14 protein-coding genes are annotated in these 19,600 nt (G+C 68.6%); 10 read left to right on the top strand and 4 right to left on the bottom strand.

The genetic code is table 11. The features are described from left to right. Positions 1 to 146: 146 nt before the first annotated feature. From hemE to hemL, 8 genes are all read left to right on the top strand, one after another. Positions 147 to 1,361, top strand: a complete 1,215-nt coding sequence (hemE, locus tag JOF45_RS08715) for a uroporphyrinogen decarboxylase (protein WP_210049122.1) — start codon at positions 147 to 149, stop codon at positions 1,359 to 1,361. Beyond that, the gene (gene hemG, locus JOF45_RS08710; RefSeq protein ID WP_210049121.1) at positions 1,339 to 2,805 is read left to right on the top strand and encodes a protoporphyrinogen oxidase; all 1,467 of its coding nucleotides are present in this window, start codon (positions 1,339 to 1,341) and stop codon (positions 2,803 to 2,805) included. Before hemE ends, hemG begins: the two co-directional genes overlap by 23 nt. 95 nt (positions 2,806 to 2,900) lie before the next feature. Then, the gene (gene hemQ / locus JOF45_RS08705) at positions 2,901 to 3,668 is read left to right on the top strand and encodes a hydrogen peroxide-dependent heme synthase (RefSeq protein ID WP_210049120.1); all 768 of its coding nucleotides are present in this window, start codon (positions 2,901 to 2,903) and stop codon (positions 3,666 to 3,668) included. Continuing rightward, positions 3,668 to 4,783: a ferrochelatase gene (locus JOF45_RS08700; protein WP_210049118.1), complete on the top strand. Its 1,116-nt coding sequence runs from the start codon at positions 3,668 to 3,670 to the stop codon at positions 4,781 to 4,783. Before hemQ ends, JOF45_RS08700 begins: the two co-directional genes overlap by 1 nt. A 137-nt stretch (positions 4,784 to 4,920) precedes the next feature. Further along, positions 4,921 to 5,940: a hydroxymethylbilane synthase gene (gene hemC, locus JOF45_RS08695; protein WP_210049116.1), complete on the top strand. Its 1,020-nt coding sequence runs from the start codon at positions 4,921 to 4,923 to the stop codon at positions 5,938 to 5,940. A 73-nt stretch (positions 5,941 to 6,013) separates the two neighbouring features. Next, positions 6,014 to 6,781, top strand: a complete 768-nt coding sequence (locus JOF45_RS08690) for a uroporphyrinogen-III synthase (RefSeq protein ID WP_210049115.1) — start codon at positions 6,014 to 6,016, stop codon at positions 6,779 to 6,781. Between the two features lie 45 nt (positions 6,782 to 6,826). Continuing rightward, positions 6,827 to 7,801 (top strand): porphobilinogen synthase, encoded by a 975-nt coding sequence (gene hemB / locus JOF45_RS08685; protein WP_210049114.1) that lies wholly within the window; start codon positions 6,827 to 6,829, stop codon positions 7,799 to 7,801. Positions 7,802 to 7,910: 109 nt separating this feature from the next. Beyond that, positions 7,911 to 9,221 carry a glutamate-1-semialdehyde 2,1-aminomutase gene (gene hemL / locus JOF45_RS08680; protein ID WP_210049113.1) on the top strand — a complete coding sequence of 437 codons (1,311 nt, stop codon included), beginning with the start codon at positions 7,911 to 7,913 and terminating at the stop codon, positions 9,219 to 9,221. Between the two features lie 116 nt (positions 9,222 to 9,337). Here the strand turns inward: hemL and JOF45_RS08675 are convergent, their stop codons facing one another. Further along, positions 9,338 to 9,826 carry a hypothetical protein gene (locus JOF45_RS08675; protein WP_210049112.1) on the bottom strand — a complete coding sequence of 163 codons (489 nt, stop codon included), beginning with the start codon at positions 9,824 to 9,826 and terminating at the stop codon, positions 9,338 to 9,340. Positions 9,827 to 9,850: 24 nt separating this feature from the next. Then, positions 9,851 to 10,573, bottom strand: coding sequence for a 3'-5' exonuclease (locus JOF45_RS08670; protein ID WP_210049111.1), 723 nt, complete (start codon positions 10,571 to 10,573; stop codon positions 9,851 to 9,853). 118 nt (positions 10,574 to 10,691) lie between these two features. Between JOF45_RS08670 and JOF45_RS08665 the strand changes: the two genes are divergently transcribed. Then, entirely contained in the window at positions 10,692 to 14,246 is a 3,555-nt protein-coding gene (locus tag JOF45_RS08665) for a PD-(D/E)XK nuclease family protein (protein WP_210049110.1), read from the top strand. After that, entirely contained in the window at positions 14,243 to 17,920 is a 3,678-nt protein-coding gene (locus JOF45_RS08660; RefSeq protein WP_210049109.1) for an ATP-dependent helicase, read from the top strand. Before JOF45_RS08665 ends, JOF45_RS08660 begins: the two co-directional genes overlap by 4 nt. A gap of 6 nt (positions 17,921 to 17,926) precedes the next feature. On the opposite strand, the gene JOF45_RS08655 is transcribed toward JOF45_RS08660, so the two are convergent. Then, complete coding sequence (locus JOF45_RS08655) at positions 17,927 to 18,364, bottom strand: very short patch repair endonuclease (protein WP_245324186.1); 438 nt, start codon at positions 18,362 to 18,364, stop codon at positions 17,927 to 17,929. A 5-nt stretch (positions 18,365 to 18,369) separates the two neighbouring features. After that, complete coding sequence (locus JOF45_RS08650; protein WP_210049107.1) at positions 18,370 to 19,488, bottom strand: DNA cytosine methyltransferase; 1,119 nt, start codon at positions 19,486 to 19,488, stop codon at positions 18,370 to 18,372. Positions 19,489 to 19,600: the final 112 nt, after the last annotated feature.

Genomic DNA, 19,600 nt, shown 5'->3' with positions numbered 1-19,600 from the left:
CAGGGCGTTACGTCCCCGGTGATCGCCCCCGGCGATCGGGCAGCGGTGATCGGGCGCCCGGGACCAGCGCCTCAGGGGCCAGAGCCTCAGGGGGCCAGTGCCTCAGGGACCCGCGGGTCGCCAGGTCTCGCAGGTAGGCTGGAGATATGACTCGACTTCCCGACGATCACCCGTTGGTGCGCGGAATCACCGCCGATGCCCCTCTGCTGAATCAGTACCGCGGAACCCGCACCGCCGCCGGGGAGCAGCAGGTGCCCTCCCGCCGACCCGTCTGGTTCATGCGCCAGGCCGGCCGTTCGCTCCCGGAATACCGCGCCCTGCGCGAAGGCACCACCATGCTGGACGCCTGCCTGGACCCGGAGATGGCCGCGGAGATCACGCTGCAGCCGGTCCGCCGGCACGACGTCGACGCCGCCATCTTCTTCTCCGACATCGTCATCCCGCTGCGCCTGGCCGGCATCGACGTGGAGATCAAGCCCGGTGTGGGCCCTGTGCTCGGCTCCCCGGTGCGCACCCGTGCCGATGTGGAGGCGCTGCCGGAGCTGGACGAGGCCGCCTTCGCTCCCATCGCTGAGGCGGTGCAGAAGACGACGGCCGGGCTGGAGGCGCTGGCTCAGGAGCAGGGACGCTCCGCGGTGACTCCGCTGATCGGTTTTGCCGGGGCTCCGTTCACCCTGGCCGCCTACATGGTGGAGGGCCGCCCCAGCCGTGATCACCTCGGCCCGCGGGCGATGATGCATGGGGACCCGGAGACCTGGAACGCTCTGGCGGCGTGGGCCGCCGACGTCTCCGGACGCTTCATGCGCGCCCAGGTCATGGCCGGGGCCTCGGCGGCCCAGCTCTTCGACTCCTGGGCCGGGTCGCTGGGCCGCGAGGACTATGCCGCCCATGTCCAGCCGCACTCTGCGGCCGCCTTCTCTCATGTCACTGGTCTGGGCGCTGAGCAGGGTGTGGAGGTTCCCCTGATCCACTTCGGCACCGGGACCGGAGACATCATTGATCTGATGCGCGACGCGATCACCGAGGGGGCCCCGCAGGGGTCCGGCGCGAGGCCTGCGCCCGGTGAGGAAGGCTCCGACCGAGGTGCGGCTCATCCCGTCGTCGGTGTCGACTACCGGCTGAACCTGACCGAGGCCGGACGCCGCGTGGGTGCTGAGACTCCGCTGCAGGGCAATATCGACCCGGCCCTGCTGACCGCCCCCTGGGAGGTGTTGGAGAACCACATCCGCCAGGTGGTGGCATCCGGCGCCGGTGCGGCAGGACATGTGCTGAACCTGGGCCACGGTGTGCCCCCGGAGACCGATCCGGAGGTGCTGACCCGCGTGGTGAGCCTGATCCATGACATCGGCTACGAGGGCTGAATCAGCCGCAGCGGCCCGCACGGCCGTGGTCGGCGGCGGGATCGCCGGCCTGGCCGCGGCCTGGGAGCTGGCGCGCGCCGGCGTTCCGGTGCGGCTCTATGAGGCCTCGGACCGGCTGGGCGGGGCCATCGCCCCGCATGTGCTGGCCGGAGTGGAGGTCGACGCCGGAGCGGAGGCCTTCGCCACACGCTCCACTGCGGTCCCGCAGCTGATCGAGGAGCTGGGGCTCAGCGACCAGGTGGTCGAGCCCAACCCCGACGGCGCCTGGCTGCAGCTGCCCGATCTGGCCTCCCCGCTGCCGGCCACCGGCATCCTGGGGATCCCGGCCGATCCGACGGCCGCCGAGGTGGTGGCCATCCTGGGTCAGGAGGGTGCTCGGCGCGCGGCCGAGGATCTCAGCCGACCGATGCAGGACTGGACGAGCGTCGCTGCTGGGGCAGGGGCTGGCGGCGGCGCGGCCGGCGTCGGGAGCCCCAGTGTGGGTGCGGTCGTTCGTGACCGGATGGGCCAGGCGGTCCTGGATCGACTGGTGACCCCGATCGTCTCCGGAGTGCATTCGGCCCACGCTGATGACTTGGACATGAGTAATGCCGCCCCCGGGCTCTTCGAAGCCATGCTGGAGCAGGGCTCACTGGCCCGTGCCGTGGCGCAGGTGAAGGCCGCCGCGCCGGCCGGCTCGGCGGTGAACTCGCTGGAGGGCGGGCTGAAGACCCTCGTGGCGGCACTGGAGCGCAGGCTGCGCGAACTCGGCGTGGAGATCCGCGCCGGCGTCGCCGTCACTGATCTCTCCGTCCTGGATGCTGAGCACGTGATCCTGGCTGTCGACGGCCCGCAGCTCATGCAGCTGGCCGGACCCTATGCGGATCTGCCGCAGCGCGGCACGGAGCTGGGACGCGGCGTCGCGCTGGTCTCTATGGTCCTGAAAGCCCCGGAGCTGGACGCCCGGCCGCGCGGCACCGGCATGCTGGTGGCGCCCTCGGTGGAGGGCGTCGGGGCCAAGGCGATGACCCATATCTCGGCGAAATGGGATTGGGCCTCCCGCGCACTGACGCAGGCGCTCGGGGAGGGGCATCACCTGGTCCGGCTCTCCTATGGGCGTGTGGACGATGACCTCGCCGCCGGTGCGCTGGGCTTCGCCTCCTCGGACGAGCAGCTGCTTCAGGCGGCCGCCGCCGACGTCGGAACGCTCTTCGGTCTGCCCGTCTGGAGGGGACAGATCCTGGATGCCGATGTGGTCCGCTGGCAGAAGGCCCTGCCCCAGGCCTCGGCCGGGCATCAGCAGCACGTGGCCCAGGTGCGTGACGCCTTGGCGCAGAGCTGGGGCGCGCAGAACCGCTCCGGCCCGAAGCTCTACGCCGTCGGATCCTGGTTCGCAGGAACCGGATTGGCCCGGGTGATCCCTGATGCTCGTGCCGTCGCTCGGCTTATTATGAATGACTCATAATTCGGCTAGAATCGATGAACCGGTCTTCTACTGCCCGTAGAAGACCGGTTCCCGGTAGACTCTTCCCGCCATCATCCGGACCATTTGGAGGCAGTATGAGCTACGGCAGCAACGCCGTGAGGACCGCTGAGGATGTCAATTCCTCAGGCAAGGACTGGTACACCCTGTACGCCGTCTTCAAGCGCGCCTCCTGGCGCGGCGGGCTGACCGGACAGGGCCGGATCGAGACCACCACCCCCAAGGACAAGCACGTCCGGGAGTTCGATGAGGTCATCGGCTCTCTGGTCGGAGGCGGCCTCGGTTCCGATGACGACGCCGTGGAGCTGCGCGGCGTCTATGACGTCTCCGGCATGCGCGCCGACGCTGACATCATGGTCTGGCTGACCGGGCATCGGGCCGAGAAGCTCCAGAAGGCCCTGCGCGAGGTGCATCGCACGACCCTGCTGCGCCAGACCGAGCTCGCGTTCTCCGCCATGGGGGTCCACCGCACTGCCGAGTTCGCCCGTGCCCACGTCCCCGCCTTCACCTGTGGTGTCGACGCTGAGGATTGGCTGGTGGTCTACCCCTTCAACCGCAGCTACGACTGGTACCTGATGGATCCTGCCAAGCGCGGCGCCCTGCTGCGCGAGCACGGGCTGCTGGGCCAGGAGTTCCCCTCCGTGCTGGCCAACACCACCAGCGCCTTCGCGCTGAACGACTGGGAGTGGCTGCTGGCCCTGGAGGCCCCGCAGCTGACCGACCTGGTGGACATGATGCGTAAGCTGCGCGAGTCCGAGACCCGCTATCACGTCCGTGACGAGACTCCCTTCTACACCGGGCGCCGCTTGAAGACCACGGACGAGATCATCGAGGTTCTGCACTGATGACCACTGCCTACAACTATGACGCGATCCTGCTGGCCTCCTTCGGCGGCCCGGAGGGTCAGGATGATGTCATCCCCTTCCTGCGCAATGTCACTGCCGGTCGCGGCATCCCGGACGAGCGTCTGGAGGAGGTCGCCACCCACTACCGCGCCCACGGCGGCGTCAGTCCCATCAATGAGCAGAATCGTGACCTGCTGGACGCCCTGGAGAAGGAGCTGTCCCAGCGGGAGATCGATCTTCCCCTCTACTGGGGCAACCGCAACTGGGATCCCTACTTCCCGGCGGTCTTCCAGAAGATGTACGAGGACGGCCACCGCCGCGTCCTGGTGCTGGTGACCTCGGCCTACATCGGCTACTCCAGCAACGACCAGTACCTGGAGGACTTCGACAAGGCTTTGGCCGAGACCGGTCTGGACGGCGCGCTCGAGGTGGTCAAGGTGCGCGAGTTCTTCCACGACAAGGCCTTCACCGCACCCAACGCCGAGTTCCTGGCCGCGGGCATCAACGATGTGCGCTCCCAGCTGGAGTCGGCCAACGGCGCGGGCCATAAGCCCGGCGGCAGGATCAAGGTCCACTGGGTGACCCACTCCATCCCGACGGCGACGGCGGAGAAGCAGGGTCCGGCGCGGATCCGCGAGCTCTTCGGCACCGACGTCTACACCGCTCAGCACCAGGCCATCGCTGATCACCTGATGAGCACTGTGCCTGAGGCCGAGGGCCTGGAGCACCAGATGGTATTCCAGTCCCGCTCGGGCGACCCGCGCACCCCCTGGCTGGAGCCGGACATCAACGACCAGATCGAGGAGGACGCGCAGGACGGTGTGGACGGCGTCGTCGTCATGCCCTTCGGCTTCATCTCCGATCACATGGAGGTCATCTGGGACCTGGACACTGAGGCTCAGGAGACCGCCGAGGAGAAAGGCCTGGCATTCCATCGGGCGCCGACCACCGGCATCCACCCGGCCTTCGTCTCCGGGCTGGTGGACATCATGGGCGAATACATCACCCACGACGGCGAGCCCCTGGCCTCCGGTGAGCAGACCGTTCCGGGCGACTGGTCCGACCTGACCGGCGAGGGCGGCTGGGGAACCCCGGTCGAGACCCAGCAGAGCTGAACCCGGACGGCGTCGGCGAGGGCCGGCATCGCAGCAGAACTGATCAACCCTTGTGTGGGCACTTTCAGGTGGTATGAGCTGTCTGGCACGGCTCATTCCGCCAGGAAGTGCCCACACAACGAGGAGGAGGAGAGTCCATGGAACAGTTCCGCGTAGGGACCCGCGGCAGTCGGCTGGCGCTGACCCAGACGACGACGGCGGCTGCGGCGCTCTCCGACCACGCACAGCTCGACTATGAGCTCATCACCATCCGCTCCGAAGGTGATGTCCTGACCGGTCCGCTGGCTCAGATGGGCGGCACCGGTGTCTTCGCCACCGCTCTGCGGCAGGCGCTCTTCGACGATCGCTGCGATGTGGCGGTCCATTCGCTGAAGGACCTGCCGGCCAAGGATCTGGAGGGCCTGAGCATCGCCTCGGTGCCCCCGCGCGAAGAGGTCCGCGACGCTCTCTGCGCCGCCGATGACCTCACTCTGGAACAGCTGCCCGACGGTGCGAAGGTGGGCACCGGCTCCCCGCGGCGCGCTGCTCAGCTGCTGGCCGCCCGGCCGGACCTGGACGTCGTAGACATCCGCGGCAACGTCGGCACCCGGTTGGCCCGAGTCCGTGGCCGTGAGGATGCTGCGGAGAAGTCGCCGCAGGCTCCTGAGGCGCAGCGCGGCGACCTGGACGCCGTCGTGCTGGCCGGTGCCGGACTGCTGCGCCTGGGCCTGGAGGACCACATCTCCGAGCTGCTGAGCCCTGAGGTCATGCTGCCCGCCCCAGGTCAGGGCGCTCTGGCCGTGGAGGTCCGCGAGACGGACGCGGATCTGGCCACCCCGCTGGGCCAGGCGTTGGCGCTGACCGAGGACCTGCCCGCCCGGCTGGAGACCACTGCGGAACGGGCGCTGCTGGAGCGGCTCAACGCCGGCTGCTCGGCACCGATCGGAGGACTCGCGCAGTTCACCGAGGAGCCTGACGGCGGCTCGGTGCTGCGTCTGGAGACCGTGGTCTGCGCACCCGACGGCTCGCAGGTCCAGCGCGCCGGGGCCGAGGTTCCCCTGGAGGCCGGCGCGCCGCGCGACGCCGCCATGGAGCTGGCCCGAGGCCTGGGCCGCCAGGTGGCCGAACAGCTGTTGGCTGAGGACACCGGGCTGCTGGAGCACGTGGTGGACGTATGAGCCTGAGGCTGGACCGGCAGAGCGTGAGGCCCGGGAGGCAGGGCGTGCGGCGAGACGTGTCCGGAGGGTGCTGGTGACTCGCATCCTGCTGACCCGCAGGCCCGCCCAGGCCGGCCCTCTGGAGGCTGAGCTGCGGGAGGCCGGCTTCGACGTCGGCTTCCTGCCGCTGACCGCTCAGCGGCTGCCCGAAGACCGGACCGAGCTCACTGCTGCGATCGAGCGGCTGGAGCAGGGTGATTTCACCGTGGTCATGCTCACCAGCGGAAACACTGTGCGCTCCCTGCTGACCGCCGGCTGGTCCGGGGATCTGCCGGAGGACACGGAGGCGGCGGTGACCGGCCCCGGCACTGCCCGTGTGCTGCAGGAGCTGACCGAGATCATCGACCCGTGGATGCCCACCCGTGAAGCCTCCGCCGAGGGGATCCTTGCCGAGATTCCGCACCCGCCCGAGGACGACTGTCAGCTGCTGCTGCCCCAGTCGGCTCAGGCTCGGCCCCGTCTGGCTGAGGGCCTGGCGGAGCTCGGCTGGGAAGTCACCACGGTGACCGCCTATGAGACGGTCCCGCTGGATGCCGCCCCGCTGGATGACCCGCTGGGTGCCGCCCCGCTGAGCACGGGAGCCCCCGGCGTCGGGAGCTCTGCCGAGCCGGAGGGTGACGTGCTGCTGCTGACCAGCTCCACCGCCGCCCAGGCCGCCGCTCGGCTCCGGCTCCCGGCGCATCTCCGGCTCTTGGCGATCGGGCGTCCGACGGCGAAGACCATGGAGGAGCTCGGCCTGCCCTGTGCCGGGGTCCTGCCAGAGATCAGTGCCTCCGGAGTCCGTCAGGCCCTGGCTCGCTAGCACGCACCTCCTCCTAGACTCGCCCCTCCTACTAGACTGAGGCCCATGGCTTTCCCCTCTGACCGCCCCCGCCGGCTGCGGCGGACCCCAGCTCTGCGCCGCCTGGTCGCCGAGACCCGCCTGCACCCGGCCGACTTCATCCTGCCGGTGTTCGTGCGCGAAGGGCTCAGCGAACCCGCTCCGATCAGTTCCATGCCCGGGGTCGTCCAACACACCGAAGCCTCCCTCCTCGACGCCGCCGAGGAGGCCCGGGGCCTGGGTCTCGGCGGCATCATGCTCTTCGGCATCCCGGCTCAGCGTGACCCGCAGGGCAGCGCAGGGCTGGAGCCCGAAGGCATCCTCAACCGCAGCATCCGCGCGGTGAAGCACCGCGTGGGCGACGAGCTGCCGGTCATGGCTGACCTCTGCCTGGACGAGTTCACCGACCACGGTCACTGCGGCGTGCTGGACTCCTCGGGAGCCGTGGACAATGACGCGACCCTCGAGATCTACGCGCAGATGGCCGTGGTCCAGGCAGAGTCCGGCGCCGACGTCGTCGCTCCCTCCGGGATGATGGACGGCCAGGTGGCCGTGATCCGCCAGGCTCTCGATGAGGCCGGCCACCAGGACATCCCGATCCTCGCCTATGCCGCGAAGTACGCCTCCGCCTACTACGGGCCCTTCCGTGAAGCCGTGGACTCCCAGCTGCAGGGCGACCGCCGCCAGTACCAGATGGATGCGCCCAACCGGACCGAGGCCCTGCGTGAGGTGGAGCTGGACCTGGCCGAGGGCGCCGATATGGTCATGGTCAAACCTGCCGCGGCCTATCTGGACATCCTGGGCGATGTCGCCGAGGTCAGCGACGTGCCGGTCTCGGCCTACCAGGTCTCCGGCGAGTACGCGATGATCGAGGCGGCGGCCGCCAACGGCTGGGTGGACCGGCAAGCAGTGGTCATGGAGTCGCTGATGGCGATCCGCCGCGCCGGCGCCACCAGCGTGCTGACCTACTACGCAGCTGAGGCCGCCCGCTGGCTGCGGTGATCGTCCCTGGCGGATCGCGTACCCGATTCTCAGGAATGGAGCACGCGATCCCTGCATTCCCCACATTCCGGTACGCAATCTCATGCGGTGCGTCCACTGAAAGGATCCGATGACTTCCAACGCTGAACTTCACGACGCCGCCCAGCAGCTCATGCCCGGAGGCGTGAACTCCCCGGTGCGCGCCTTCGGGTCTGTGGGCGGGACCCCGGTACAGATGGTCGCCGGTGATGGGCCCTACCTGACCGACGCTGAGGGCAGGCGCTACGTGGATCTGGTCGGATCCTGGGGACCGGCTCTGTTGGGGCACCGGCACCCCGCGGTGATCGAGGCGGTCCACACTGCCGTCGACGCTGGCCTGGGCTTCGGCACCTCGCACCCCTCTGAGGCGCAGCTGGCGGAGCTGGTCCGCGGCCGCGTGCCCGGAGCAGAGATGATCCGCATGGTCTCCACCGGCACGGAGGCCACGATGACAGCCATCCGCCTGGCCCGCGGCGCGACCGGCAGGAACCTCGTGGTGAAGTTCGCCGGCTGCTACCACGGCCACTCGGACGGGCTGCTGGCCGCCGCCGGTTCCGGTGTGGCCACCCTGGGACTGCCCGGATCCGCCGGCGTGACCCAGGCGCAGGCCTCCGAGACCATCGTCATCGACTACAACGACCGCTCGGCACTGGAGCAGGTCTTCGCCGAGCACGGTGAGAACATCGCCGCAGTGATCACCGAGGCCACCCCGGCGAATATGGGCGTGGTACCCCCTGAGGAGGGGTTCAACGCCTTCATCCGTGAGATCACCTCACGTCACGGGGCCCTGATGATCTTCGACGAGGTCATGACCGGCTTCCGCATCACCGACGCCGGCTATTGGGGCGCCTCCGGCCGCGAAGAGGGCTGGGAGCCGGATCTGTTCACCTTCGGCAAGGTCATCGGCGGGGGTCTGCCGACGGCCGCTCTGGCCGGGCGCCGCGAGGTCATGGAACACCTGGCACCGACCGGCCCGGTCTACCACGCAGGCACCCTCTCCGGTAACCCGGTGGCCATGGCCGCCGGCGTGGCGACGCTGGAATATGCCACGGCCGATGTCTACAGCCATATCGACCAGAAGGCCCAGGTGGTCGCCGACGCGCTGACCTCAGCGCTCTCCGACGCCGGGGTCGACCACACCATCCAGAAGGTGGGCTCGCTGTTCTCCGTGGCCTTCGGCACCTCGGCCACGGGAGTCCATAACTACGCGCAGGCCGGGGCCCAGGAGGCCTTCCGCTTCGGCCCGTTCTTCCACTCCATGCTGGAGCAGGGGGTCTACCTGCCGCCGAGCGTCTTCGAGGCCTGGTTCCTCTCGGGAGCCCACGACGACGCCGCCGTCGGGACGATCCTGGACGCGCTGCCCGCCGCCGCTCAAGCTGCAGCTCAGGCCCAGCCCGCCTGAGTCTCCTTGACGACAGGCGATTCGAGCGGGGTTTTGGCCCTTATGACGGAGCTGGGAGCTCCATAAGGGCCAAAACCCCGCTCGAATCTATGTCTGGGGCTCTGGCGGCGGAGTGTTCAGGCGGTGAGCTCGGAGTTGCGGTTGGGGTCCTTGCTGAGCACCAGCTGCACGGGGGCGATGACCACGGTGGCGATGACCAAGCAACACAGAGCGAAGATCCACCATGTCTCAGACACGCCGGCGAGCAGCGGGAGTACGAACATGATCAGGCCGAAGAAGGCCGCGTACATGGCGAAAGCCGGAAGGGCGGGGAATCCGCCCCGCTCCTGGAGGCCGTGGGCACGGAAGAAGTACTTCAGGGCGAACCAGAGCCCCGGCGCGAGCACGGCAAGCAGTGCGACAGGCAGCCACCACAGCTGCTCATGGGCCTCAGTCAGCAGCCGCCCTGTCCCGAAACTGAAGCAGATGATGGTGAGCGCAAGCGTCAGCAGCACCGCCGCATAGCCGTCGTGGGGCGATCCCAACGCTGGCTTGCGCGGAGGCTCCTGGACTGACTCAGCGAGAGATGGCGTCTGTTCGGGGCGGTGGTGCTGCTCCGTGGCCATATCTCCACGCTAACCTGGCACTGTTCAGAGGGGCCAGGCTCCGCTGATGACGGCGTCGGGCTTGGTCCTGCGCAGGTAGGCCTGGAAGTCGGCGGCCTGTTCGGCCTTCCACCGGATCTGCAGCTCATGTAGCTCCTCGGCGCGGATCTGCAGCTGCGGATACGCCGCCGCCATACAGTCGGCCACCTGGACAGCGGCTTTGGCGTCTGGGGCGGCCGAGTGGGCGTCATCGAGCAGCACTTCGTAGACCCCGCACAGGTCGCTGAGGGTGCGCTTGCCGCGCCGGTACTTGTCCACCTGCTTATCGATGACCAGCGGGTCGATCACCGGGCTGGGATGTGGAAACCCGACGCCGTGCCGCGCCGCCTCCTCCCGGAGAACCGTCAGGTCATAGGGGGCGTTCATGACAACCACAGGAGTGCCCTGTTCGAACTCCGTGGTCAGGGCGCCGGCCAGTTGGGCGACCGCCTCGGCGGCGGGCAGGCCCTCTGCCACGGCACGTTCGGTGCTGATGCCGTGGATCGCCGTGGTCTCGGCCGGGATCTCCACCCCTGGGTTGACCAGCCACTCGCGGGTACGAACCGTCTGCTCGCCGTCCGGGCCGGCGTCGAACTCCACCAGTGCGGCGGAGACGATCCGCGCGGTCCTGGGGTCACGGGAGGTGGTCTCCACATCGAAGCCGACTCTGCGGCCGGTGTGCCAGGAGTCGCTGCCGGAAGGGAGGTCGAAGAGGGCCTGTTCGGTCATGAAGACCACCGTAGCCTCTGGCGGGGACATGGTCCGGCGACGAGCCGAGCAGGTCTCGGATCCGGGCTGCGCCGTCGGTCACGCAGCCATGTCCGTGCCCTCTGATTGAATGGTTCCCATGACCAGCCCCGTGCAGGAACACGCCGTTCTGGACCATCGTGCCGATGCGTCTCAGCAGGAGATGCTGCGCCGTGCCGCGGACCCCGATCGTGGTCCTCTGCTCGTCTACGGCGGTCCCGGGGCCGGCAAGTCGGTGCTCGCCGTCGAGCTGGCGCTGCGCTTCCTCCGTGAAGGCCATGATTCGCGGCGGCTGCTGATCCTCTCGCCCACCCGCAGCACCTCGGCGCTGCTGCGCGACGCCGTGGAGTCGCGTTGGGCGGAGATCTCACCGGGAGCTTCGCTGAGCGAACAGCCCTCCCGGTCCTTCGCCTCCTATGCCTTCTGGATCCTGGGGGAGGCGCGCCGCCGCAGGATCCTCGACTTCTCTGCCCGGCAGCCCCGTCTGCTCTCCGGTGCGGAGCAGGACCGCATCCTCCGGGAGATCCTCGAGAACCTGCAGCAGGAGGCCGCGGGGGAGTCCTGGCCCGCTGAGCTGCGTGAAGCCGCCGAGACCGACGGGTTCCGCAAGGAGATCCGTGAGCTGCTGGACCGCGCCACGGAGTACGGGGTCTCACCGGAGCGGCTGAGCGAGCTGGCCGAGGAATGCTCACGTCCGGAATGGGGTACGGCCGCCGACATCTACGAGCGGTACCTGAACCAGCTCGACGCCGAATCCCACGCCGATGCCTTCGACCCGGCCGGACTGATCAATGAGGCCTGCCACATCCTGGAGACCAACCCCTCCTTCCTGGAGGACGAGCGGATGCGTCTGGGCTGTGTGATCGTCGATGACCTGCAGGAGGCAAGTCCCACGGTCTACCGGCTGCTGCGCCTGATCGGTGCGGGACGGCCGGTGACCGCCTTCGCCAACCCCGACGCCGTCACCCAGGGCTTCCGCGGCGCTCGCCCGGATAAGTTGGGCAGCTGGGCGGCCCGAGTCCGCCGCACTGTGGCCGGAGCCGGCGAACCGCTGAACCCGGAGCTGGACTCAGCCGTCCTGCTGGAGGACGGGACAGAGGTGGTCCGCCGCAGCGGGTCCGGCTCGATGGTCCCCGACGAACAGGGTGGCCTGCCTGGACATCCCCCCGAGATCCTGGCGCTGTTGGAGGATCACCGTGCCTCCGGCGCCGTGGGCTCGGTCTATGCGCGCACCATCCGTCGGATCGCGCCGGGGAAGTCAGCCGCGGCACGGGAACCCTGGATCGAGGTGCTCAAGGAGCACAGCGGGGAGGAGGGGAGCCCAGCCCCGCGGACTGCGGTGGACGCCGTCGTGGTGCCCAGCGACTACCAGGCGGAGCAGTTCATCCTTCAAGAGGTGCTCGACCGGCATGACCGCTGTGACGTCCCGCTGGGTCAGATCGCGGTGATCGTGCGTAACGGCACTCTGGCCCAGCGGATCGCCCGGGTGCTGCAGGCCCAGGGCGTCCCCATCCGCCAGCAGATGAGCGAGGTCATCCTGCACGAGGAAGCCGCGGTGGAGCCGCTGCTGGAGGTCCTGCACTGGGCGACGGTGAGCGCAGCGCGGCTCCCCGAGAGCAGTGTGGAGGAGTGTGGTGCGCACGAGCGCGATTCGCACGATCCCGGGGAAGATGAGACCCTCGCGATGGACCTGTCTCAGGTGCTGCGCCTGCTCACCAGCCGCTACGGCACAGCAGACTCGCTGACGCTGCGGCGCATCCGCCAGGTGCTGCTGCGCGCTGAGCGTCAGCGTCTGGCCGGTGCCCGAGGACCAGAGTCCCAGCAGCAGGATCTCGAGCCGCGGAGTTCGGATGAGCTCATCACCGCTGCCGCCAATGACCCTCAGGACCCCACGTTCCTGATCGCCGCGGAGGAGGCCCCGGGCCTGCTCTCCGGGCTGCGCCGGATCAGCCGCATGCTCGAGGCCGCCGCGCTCGCGGTGAAGCAGAACCCGCAGGGGGTCGGCGCCGAGGAGATTCTCTGGGCTGTCTGGTCGGCGGCGGGGCTCTCGGACACCTGGGCCGAGCTCACCCGCCAGGCTGGTCTGGAGGGTCGCCGCGCGGACCGGGATCTGGATGCCGTGATGGCGTTCTTCCAAGCCGCCGAGCGCTTTGTCGATCAGAACCCGGGGGCGCCGGCGGCGGCCTTCGTCGACCACATGGAGCGTCTGGAGCTGCCTATGGACACCCTGGCGGAGACCTCCTCCGCCGAGGATGCCGTGGAGATCCTCACCCCAGCCACGGCCGCGGGGCGGGAGTTCGACACCGTCATCCTCTCGGGTCTGCAGGACGGCGTGTGGCCGAACCTGCAGCCGCGCGGTGAGCTCTTGGGCAGCAACCACCTGGTCGACGTCATCGAACAGCGGGCAGGTCGCGAGTCCACCAGCTCGCTGGTCAAACGTATGCAGGTCCTCCAGGACGAGTATCGGCTCTTCGCCACAGCGGTCTCCCGGTCCGCGGCACGGCTGTTCGCCGTCGCCGTCGAGAACTCCGAGGACAGCCCCAGCATGTTCCTGGACCTGGTGGTCCCCGCCGACCAGCGCCGGGAGCGGGCGGCGGCGATTCCCCGGCCGGTGACCGCACCGCGGCTGATCGCTGAGCTGCGCCGCTTCCTGGAGGACAGCCATCGTCAGGAGCTGGAGGAGGGTCAGCCCTACGCCGAGGACCACCACGCCCAGACCGAGCGCAGCAACGCGGCCCGGGCGCTGGCCACCCTGGCCAGGAACGGGCTGAACGGCGCCCATCCGGACCAGTGGTGGGGGCTGGACCCGATCAGCAGCACCGGTCCGCTGCTGGAGCCGGAGGAGGAGATCCGAGTCTCGCCTTCGAAGGTCCAGACCGCTGTGGACTCGCCGTTGCAGTGGTTCACCCAGACGGTCGGGGGAGTGGAGCCCACCGATTTCAGCCGCATGCTCGGCACCCTCATCCACGAGATCGCCGAGGACCACCCTCGGGAGATGAACCCGGAGAAGCTGGAGGCCGTGCTTGCCGAACGCTGGCATGAGCTCGGACTTGCCGAAGGCTGGGAAGCTGACGCTGACCGTCAGCGTGCCGAGGCGATGGTGGAGAAGCTGACGCTCTACCACGCCTCTGTGGTGGATCAGAAGCGCCGAGTCCTCGCCCGGGAGCTGGACGTGGAGGCCACTCTGGAGCTTCCGGTGGAGGGCGAAGAGCGCACTGCACGCATCCGCGGCACCATCGACCGGGTGGAACGCACCGAGGACGGGCGCTTCTACGTGGTGGACCTGAAGACCGGGCGCGGCAAGCCCAGTGCGGACCAGGTTCCCCGTCATGGGCAGCTGGGCACCTACCAGCTGCTGGTCAGCCTCGGTGCCTTGGAGCCGGCGCTTCAGCAGGAGCACATCGACGCCGAGGGCATCCACGGCAGCGCCGGGGCGGCCCTGCTGCATGTGGGCACCCCGGTGAAGAAGAACGATGTCCAGGAACAGGCCCCCGCCGACGCCGAGACCGACTGGCCGCGCGAGCAGATCACTCATGCCGCCCAGGTGATGACCGGAGCCAGCTTCGAAGTCCGTCATCAGCCCACGCAGGACGAATGCCAGGCGGGCGTGCTCTGCCCCCTGTGTGCCGGAACCAAGCAGGTGACCCAGCCATGACCACAGCTCTTCAGACCTCCGCGGCCCAGTCCCGCTCTGCCCCGATGCGCATCAGCGCCGACGAGATCGCCGACCGCCTCGGGGCCCATCGGCCCACCGCTGAGCAGCGTGCGGTGATCGAAGCCCCGCTGGAGCCGACATTGGTGGTCGCCGGAGCCGGCTCGGGCAAGACCGCGACGATGGCCGACCGCGTGGTCTTCCTGGTGGCCAACGGATGGGTGCGCCCGGATGAGATCCTCGGGGTGACCTTCACCCGCAAGGCCGCCGGCGAGCTGCGTGAACGCATCACCCGCCAGCTGAAGAGGCTGGTGGATGCGGAGCTGATCGATCCGCAGGAGCTCATGCCCGAGCAGGAGGACCACGGGGAGGTCCAGGACCTGGACGGGCTGCTGACCCCGGCCATCTCCACCTATCACTCCTACGCCAACAGCCTGGTCAGCGAATACGGGCTGCACATCGGGCTGGAGCCGGAGACCCAGCTGATCGGCGAAGCGCAGGCCTGGCAGATGGTCTCCGAGCTGGTCAGCGGCTACGAACGGGGTCAGGCGCTGGTGGAGGCCGGGGCCCGGGCCAGCACCGTGGCTGACAACGTCCTGCAGCTGACCTCCGACTGCGCCGAGCACCTGGTGGAGCCCGACGCCGTCGCCGCTGCCCTGGATGCCGAGCTCGCCCGGGTGGAGGCGCTCATCCAGGCCGAGGCGAAGAAGCCCAACAGCGGCCAACAGGGTCTGATCGATACGCTGCGGCTGCGCCGGGAGACCGCCGAGCTGGCCCAGCGCTACCAGCAGACCAAGCTCCACGGCGATGTCATGGATTACGGAGACCTGCTGCGCTTCGCGGCACGGATCGCCGCCGAGGTGCCCTCGGCGGGGGAGTCGGAGCGGGAGAAGTACTCGGTGGTGCTGCTGGACGAGTTCCAGGACACCTCCTACGCCCAGCTCGAGCTCTTCAGCAGCCTCTACGGCACCGGGGCCACCGGGGCAGGGGCCGGTCACCCGGTCACGGCTGTGGGAGACCCCAACCAGTCGATCTATGGCTTCCGCGGAGCCTCGGCCGGGCAGCTCTTCGACTTCCCGCAGAAGTTCCCGCGCATCGACCCCGAGTCGACAGAGCTTTCGCCGGCGGCCACCCGTCAGCTGACAATCGCCTGGCGCAACGGACGCCATATCCTCTCCATGGCGAATCAGCTGGTGCTGCCGTTCACCCAGAACGCTGAGCATCCGGAGAAGCCGTGGCACCGCAGCACAGCGCACCTGCGTCGACAGTTGAAGCCGCTGATCACCCCAGACCGCGGCGGCGTTGTGCCCCCGAGCGCCGTGCAGGACGGAGCGGTGCGCTGCGGCTGGTTCGCCACCGAGCAGGAGGAGGCCCAGGCGGTGGCCGGGCAGATGGCTGCGGCCATGGCGGCCTCGGAGGAGGAACAGACCTATGCCGTGCTGGCCCGGACCCGGGCTCAGCTGGAGACGGCGGCCGCGGCACTGCGCCGGCAGGGGATCCCCTATGAGTTCCTCGGACTCTCCGGACTGCTGTCCACCCCGGAGGTCGCCGAGGTGCTGGCCTATCTGCGGGTGATCGCCGACCCCAAGCGCTCGGACGCCCTGCTGCGGATTCTGGGCGGTGCGCGCTATCGGATCGGTCCGCGGGACCTCTATGCCTTGGGTCGGGCGGCCAAAGGCCTGGAGAGCTGGCGGCGCAAGGCCTCGGCGGGGAATACCGGCGGAGCCTCTGAGGCGGAGGACGCGGATGACCGCTTCTCCGAGGTGACGCAGGAGCTGGAGGAGATGGCTTCCCTGGTGGAGGCCTTGGACGCGCTGCCGGACGACCCGTCGAAGGCGGTGGAACGCTATGGCTTCACCGAGGTGGGTGCTCAGCGTCTGGTCCGGGCGCGGGACGGCCTGCGCTTGCTGCGGCAGTTGGGTTCCCTGGATCTGGGGACGCTGATCCAGCGGGTGGTCTCGGAGACGGGACTGGACGTGGAGGTCGCGGCCCGGCCCTGGGAGGAGCAGCATCATGCCACCCGCCAGCTGGATGCCCTGATCGAGCAGGCGGAGAGCTTCACCAGTACGGAGGGGCGTGCGGATCTCTCCAGCTTCTTGGAATGGTTGGAGGCCGCGGAGAAGAAGGAGCGCGGCCTGGAGCAGGCCCAGGCGGACCCGCGTCCCGGGGCGGTCCAGCTGCTGACCGTCCACGCCTCGAAGGGCCTGGAGTGGGATGTGGTGGCCGTGATCGGTATGCGCGAGGGCAAGTTCCCCTCCAAACAGACTGATCGCTGGACCACGAACAACGGCCAGCTTCCCTGGCCGCTGCGCGGAGACGCCGCGTCCATCCCGCAATGGGACTCGGAGCAGGAGACTCTACAGTTCTGGGGGTGCTCGGCCGGTGTCGGGACGTCCAAGAAGTATGAGGGCAGCATTTTCAAGGCCGACTGTGAGGAGTTCAGTCGGGAGGAGGAGCGGCGGCTGGCCTATGTGGCGGTCACCCGCGCCAAGTCGCTGCTGATCTGCACCGGCGCCTGTTTCTACGGAGCGGCCGGGGGCGATGAGCCCTCAGAGTTCCTTCTGGAGGTCCGTGAGGCTGCTCAGGCACTCGACAGCGACGTCGGCGAACTCGGCTGGGCAGAGGTGGAGGACAAGAAGTCCAACCCGTTCAAGGACCATCTGGTGGTGGCTCAGTGGCCCTATGACCCGCTGGAGCCGTTGGCCGCGACCACCTTTGAGGTGCAGAAGGCCGATCCGGAGGATCCGAAGTCAGTCGATCAGCGCAAGGAGCTACCCGAGGAGTCGGGGGTTCCTGCAGGGGCAGTGGGTCGGCGTGAGCCGATGCGGCGTGCCGCGGAGCTGGTGCGCCGTGAGCTTGAGCGTCTCGACACCGAGACCCAGGCTGCAGAGGGCCCAGCCGAGGGCCGAGACGAGCAGCCTACCTGGCAGCAGGAAGCGCTGTGGGTGATCCGGCGCGCCCGTCAGCAGCAGGCCGGGCTGGAACCACCGTCGCTGCCAGGGCATATGAGCGCCTCGCGCTTCGTGAGCCTGGCCCGCGATGCTCAGGACGTGGCCGAGCAGACTCGTCGTCCGGTGCCGCGCAGGCCGTCTGCAGAGGCCCGCCGCGGCACGGTGGTGCACTCCTGGGTGGAGGAGTTCTACGAGACCCGTGCGGCCTTCCCAGAAATCGAAGAGCCGATGCGCGGCGACGAGGAACTGGATGTGGTCTTCGACCTGCCGAAGGCACGGGAGAACTTCCGGGCAAGCCGGTGGGCGCAGCGGCAGATCTTCGCCATGGAGATCCCCATCGAGACCTCGGTGGGTGGAGTGATGCTGCGTGGTCGGATCGACGCCGTCTTCGGCAGTCATCCTGATGGTTCCGACGTTGACGTGGCCGCCCATGAGCGCTGGGAGAAGCTTCCGCGCGCGGAGCGCAACCAGCAGATGCGTCGGTGCAGCTGGCAGCTGGTGGACTGGAAAACCGGCCGCGTCCCGCAGGGGGAGGAGCTGCGCACCAAGCAGCTGCAGCTGGCGATCTACCGCCTGGCATTCAGCCGCCTCTACGAGATCCCGCTGGAGCAGATCGAAGCCAGCTTCTTCTACATCGACCACGGAGTCGACCTGCCGGCAGAGAACCTGCCCAGCGAGGAGGAGCTGGAGGCGATCATCACCAAGGCGCAGAAGCACTTCGGGTGAGCGAGATCAGCTGAGCTTCCTCAGGGACGCCTCGATCTCCTCGACCACGGTCGCAGGATCCTGGTGCTCCCAGAATCGCAGCACGGTCCATCCGTCCCCTTCGAGGAGGGCGTTGGATTCCGCATCACGGCGTACATTGCCGGCGATCTTCTCCTCCCAGTAGGAGAGGTTGGTCTTCGGCATGACGAAATGCTCCGGGCAGCGGTGCCAGAAGCAGCCATCGATCAGCACCGCGAGTCTCTTACGGGTGAAGGCGATGTCGACGGTGCGGCGCCTGTCGGCTGTGAGCGGCCGGTGGTTCACCCGATAGCGCCAGCCTCGGGCATGCAGGGCGGCCCGCACGAGCAGCTCCGGCCGGGTGTCACGGCCGCGGTTGGCCTGCATGCTCAGCCGCGCGTGGACAGAGCTCGCCCAGGAGCTGCGGTCTCCGGCAGAGCCCTCCATGCAGCTCAGACCAGGAGAGACTCTTCCCGGAGCGGCTTTGGCGAGACGTCGTTCATGTTCCGCTCGGCGGTTGGGTAAGACTTTCCGAGGAACGTCCGGAACAGCGCCTCGAAGATCACACGCGCGCCCTCCACTGGCACCGCCATGCCGATCTGTTTGCGCACACTGGCCGGTCCTCCATGGAATCGGAAGTCATTCGGGAAGCTCTGGAGGCGGGCACGCTCCCGGTTGGTGAGAGCACGCGGCTCCTCCCAGTGGTACATGTGGGTGCCGCCTCCGCCGGACCCGGTGACGGTGTAGCTGGGCTTATCGGACTCCAGGCGCCGGTAGATGTTGCTCAGCGTCGCGCCCTTCACATTCAGGCGCAGCTGCTCATCCTCCTGGAGCAGCTTGGCGTTGAACGCGTTCTCCCCGGGGGCGATCAGCTTGAGCCGCTCCACAACGGTCTGATTGTGGCGCGGAAGGTCGTGGTTGGGAGCATCGGCGGGGATGTCGGCGAACGCCTTCTCCACCGAGATCGGCTCGGCCGGGGTCGTCGGAGCGGGCACCTGGAAGCGGATGTGCTCGGCGAGGTCGCCCCGGATGCCGACGATGATGATCCGGCGGCGCTTCTGCGGGACGCCGTACTCCTCGAAGCGGTAGATATGGGGCACCAGGTGGTAGCCGTGGTCGCCCGCAGAAGCCATCGCCTCGAGGATCTTCTCCAGGGCTCGGCCGTCGTTGGAGCTGATCAGACCGGTGACGTTCTCCGCGACGAACCACTTGGGCTGGTGAGTCTTCAGAACTTCGACTCCCTGCTCATACAGCGGCCCGAATTCGCCGTCGAGGCCCCGGTGCTCACCGATCTGGCTGAAGTCGTTGCAGGGAAACCCGAAGGCGAATCCGTCCACGCGCACAAGGCTCTTGGGATCGATCTCACGGACGTCGCCCGAGATGAACTCCGTGGGCCGGATGTTGGCTCGGTAGGTCTTCTCGGTGTCGGGGTGGAAATCGTTGGCCCACTGGTGGATCAGCGAGATCTGCTCGCCCGTCTCCCGGCTGACATCTTGAGCGGCCTGCCATGCGCCGAGGGCCATCCCACCGGGACCGGAGAAGAACTCTCCCATCCTGAATGTATGGTGCATGGCTACTCCTCTGTGCGGGGCGGACGTCGTTCACCATGCAGCCTATCCGGAGCCGGGGACATGGTTCCGTGACACCACCGGGATTCGGCTACATCCTAACGTCTGAAAGCCC

Origin of the sequence: Nesterenkonia lacusekhoensis (assembly GCF_017876395.1) — a bacterium.
In the GTDB taxonomy this organism is placed as follows: Bacteria; Actinomycetota; Actinomycetes; order Actinomycetales; family Micrococcaceae; genus Nesterenkonia; species Nesterenkonia lacusekhoensis.
This window is presented reverse-complemented; position numbering and strand designations above follow the sequence as displayed.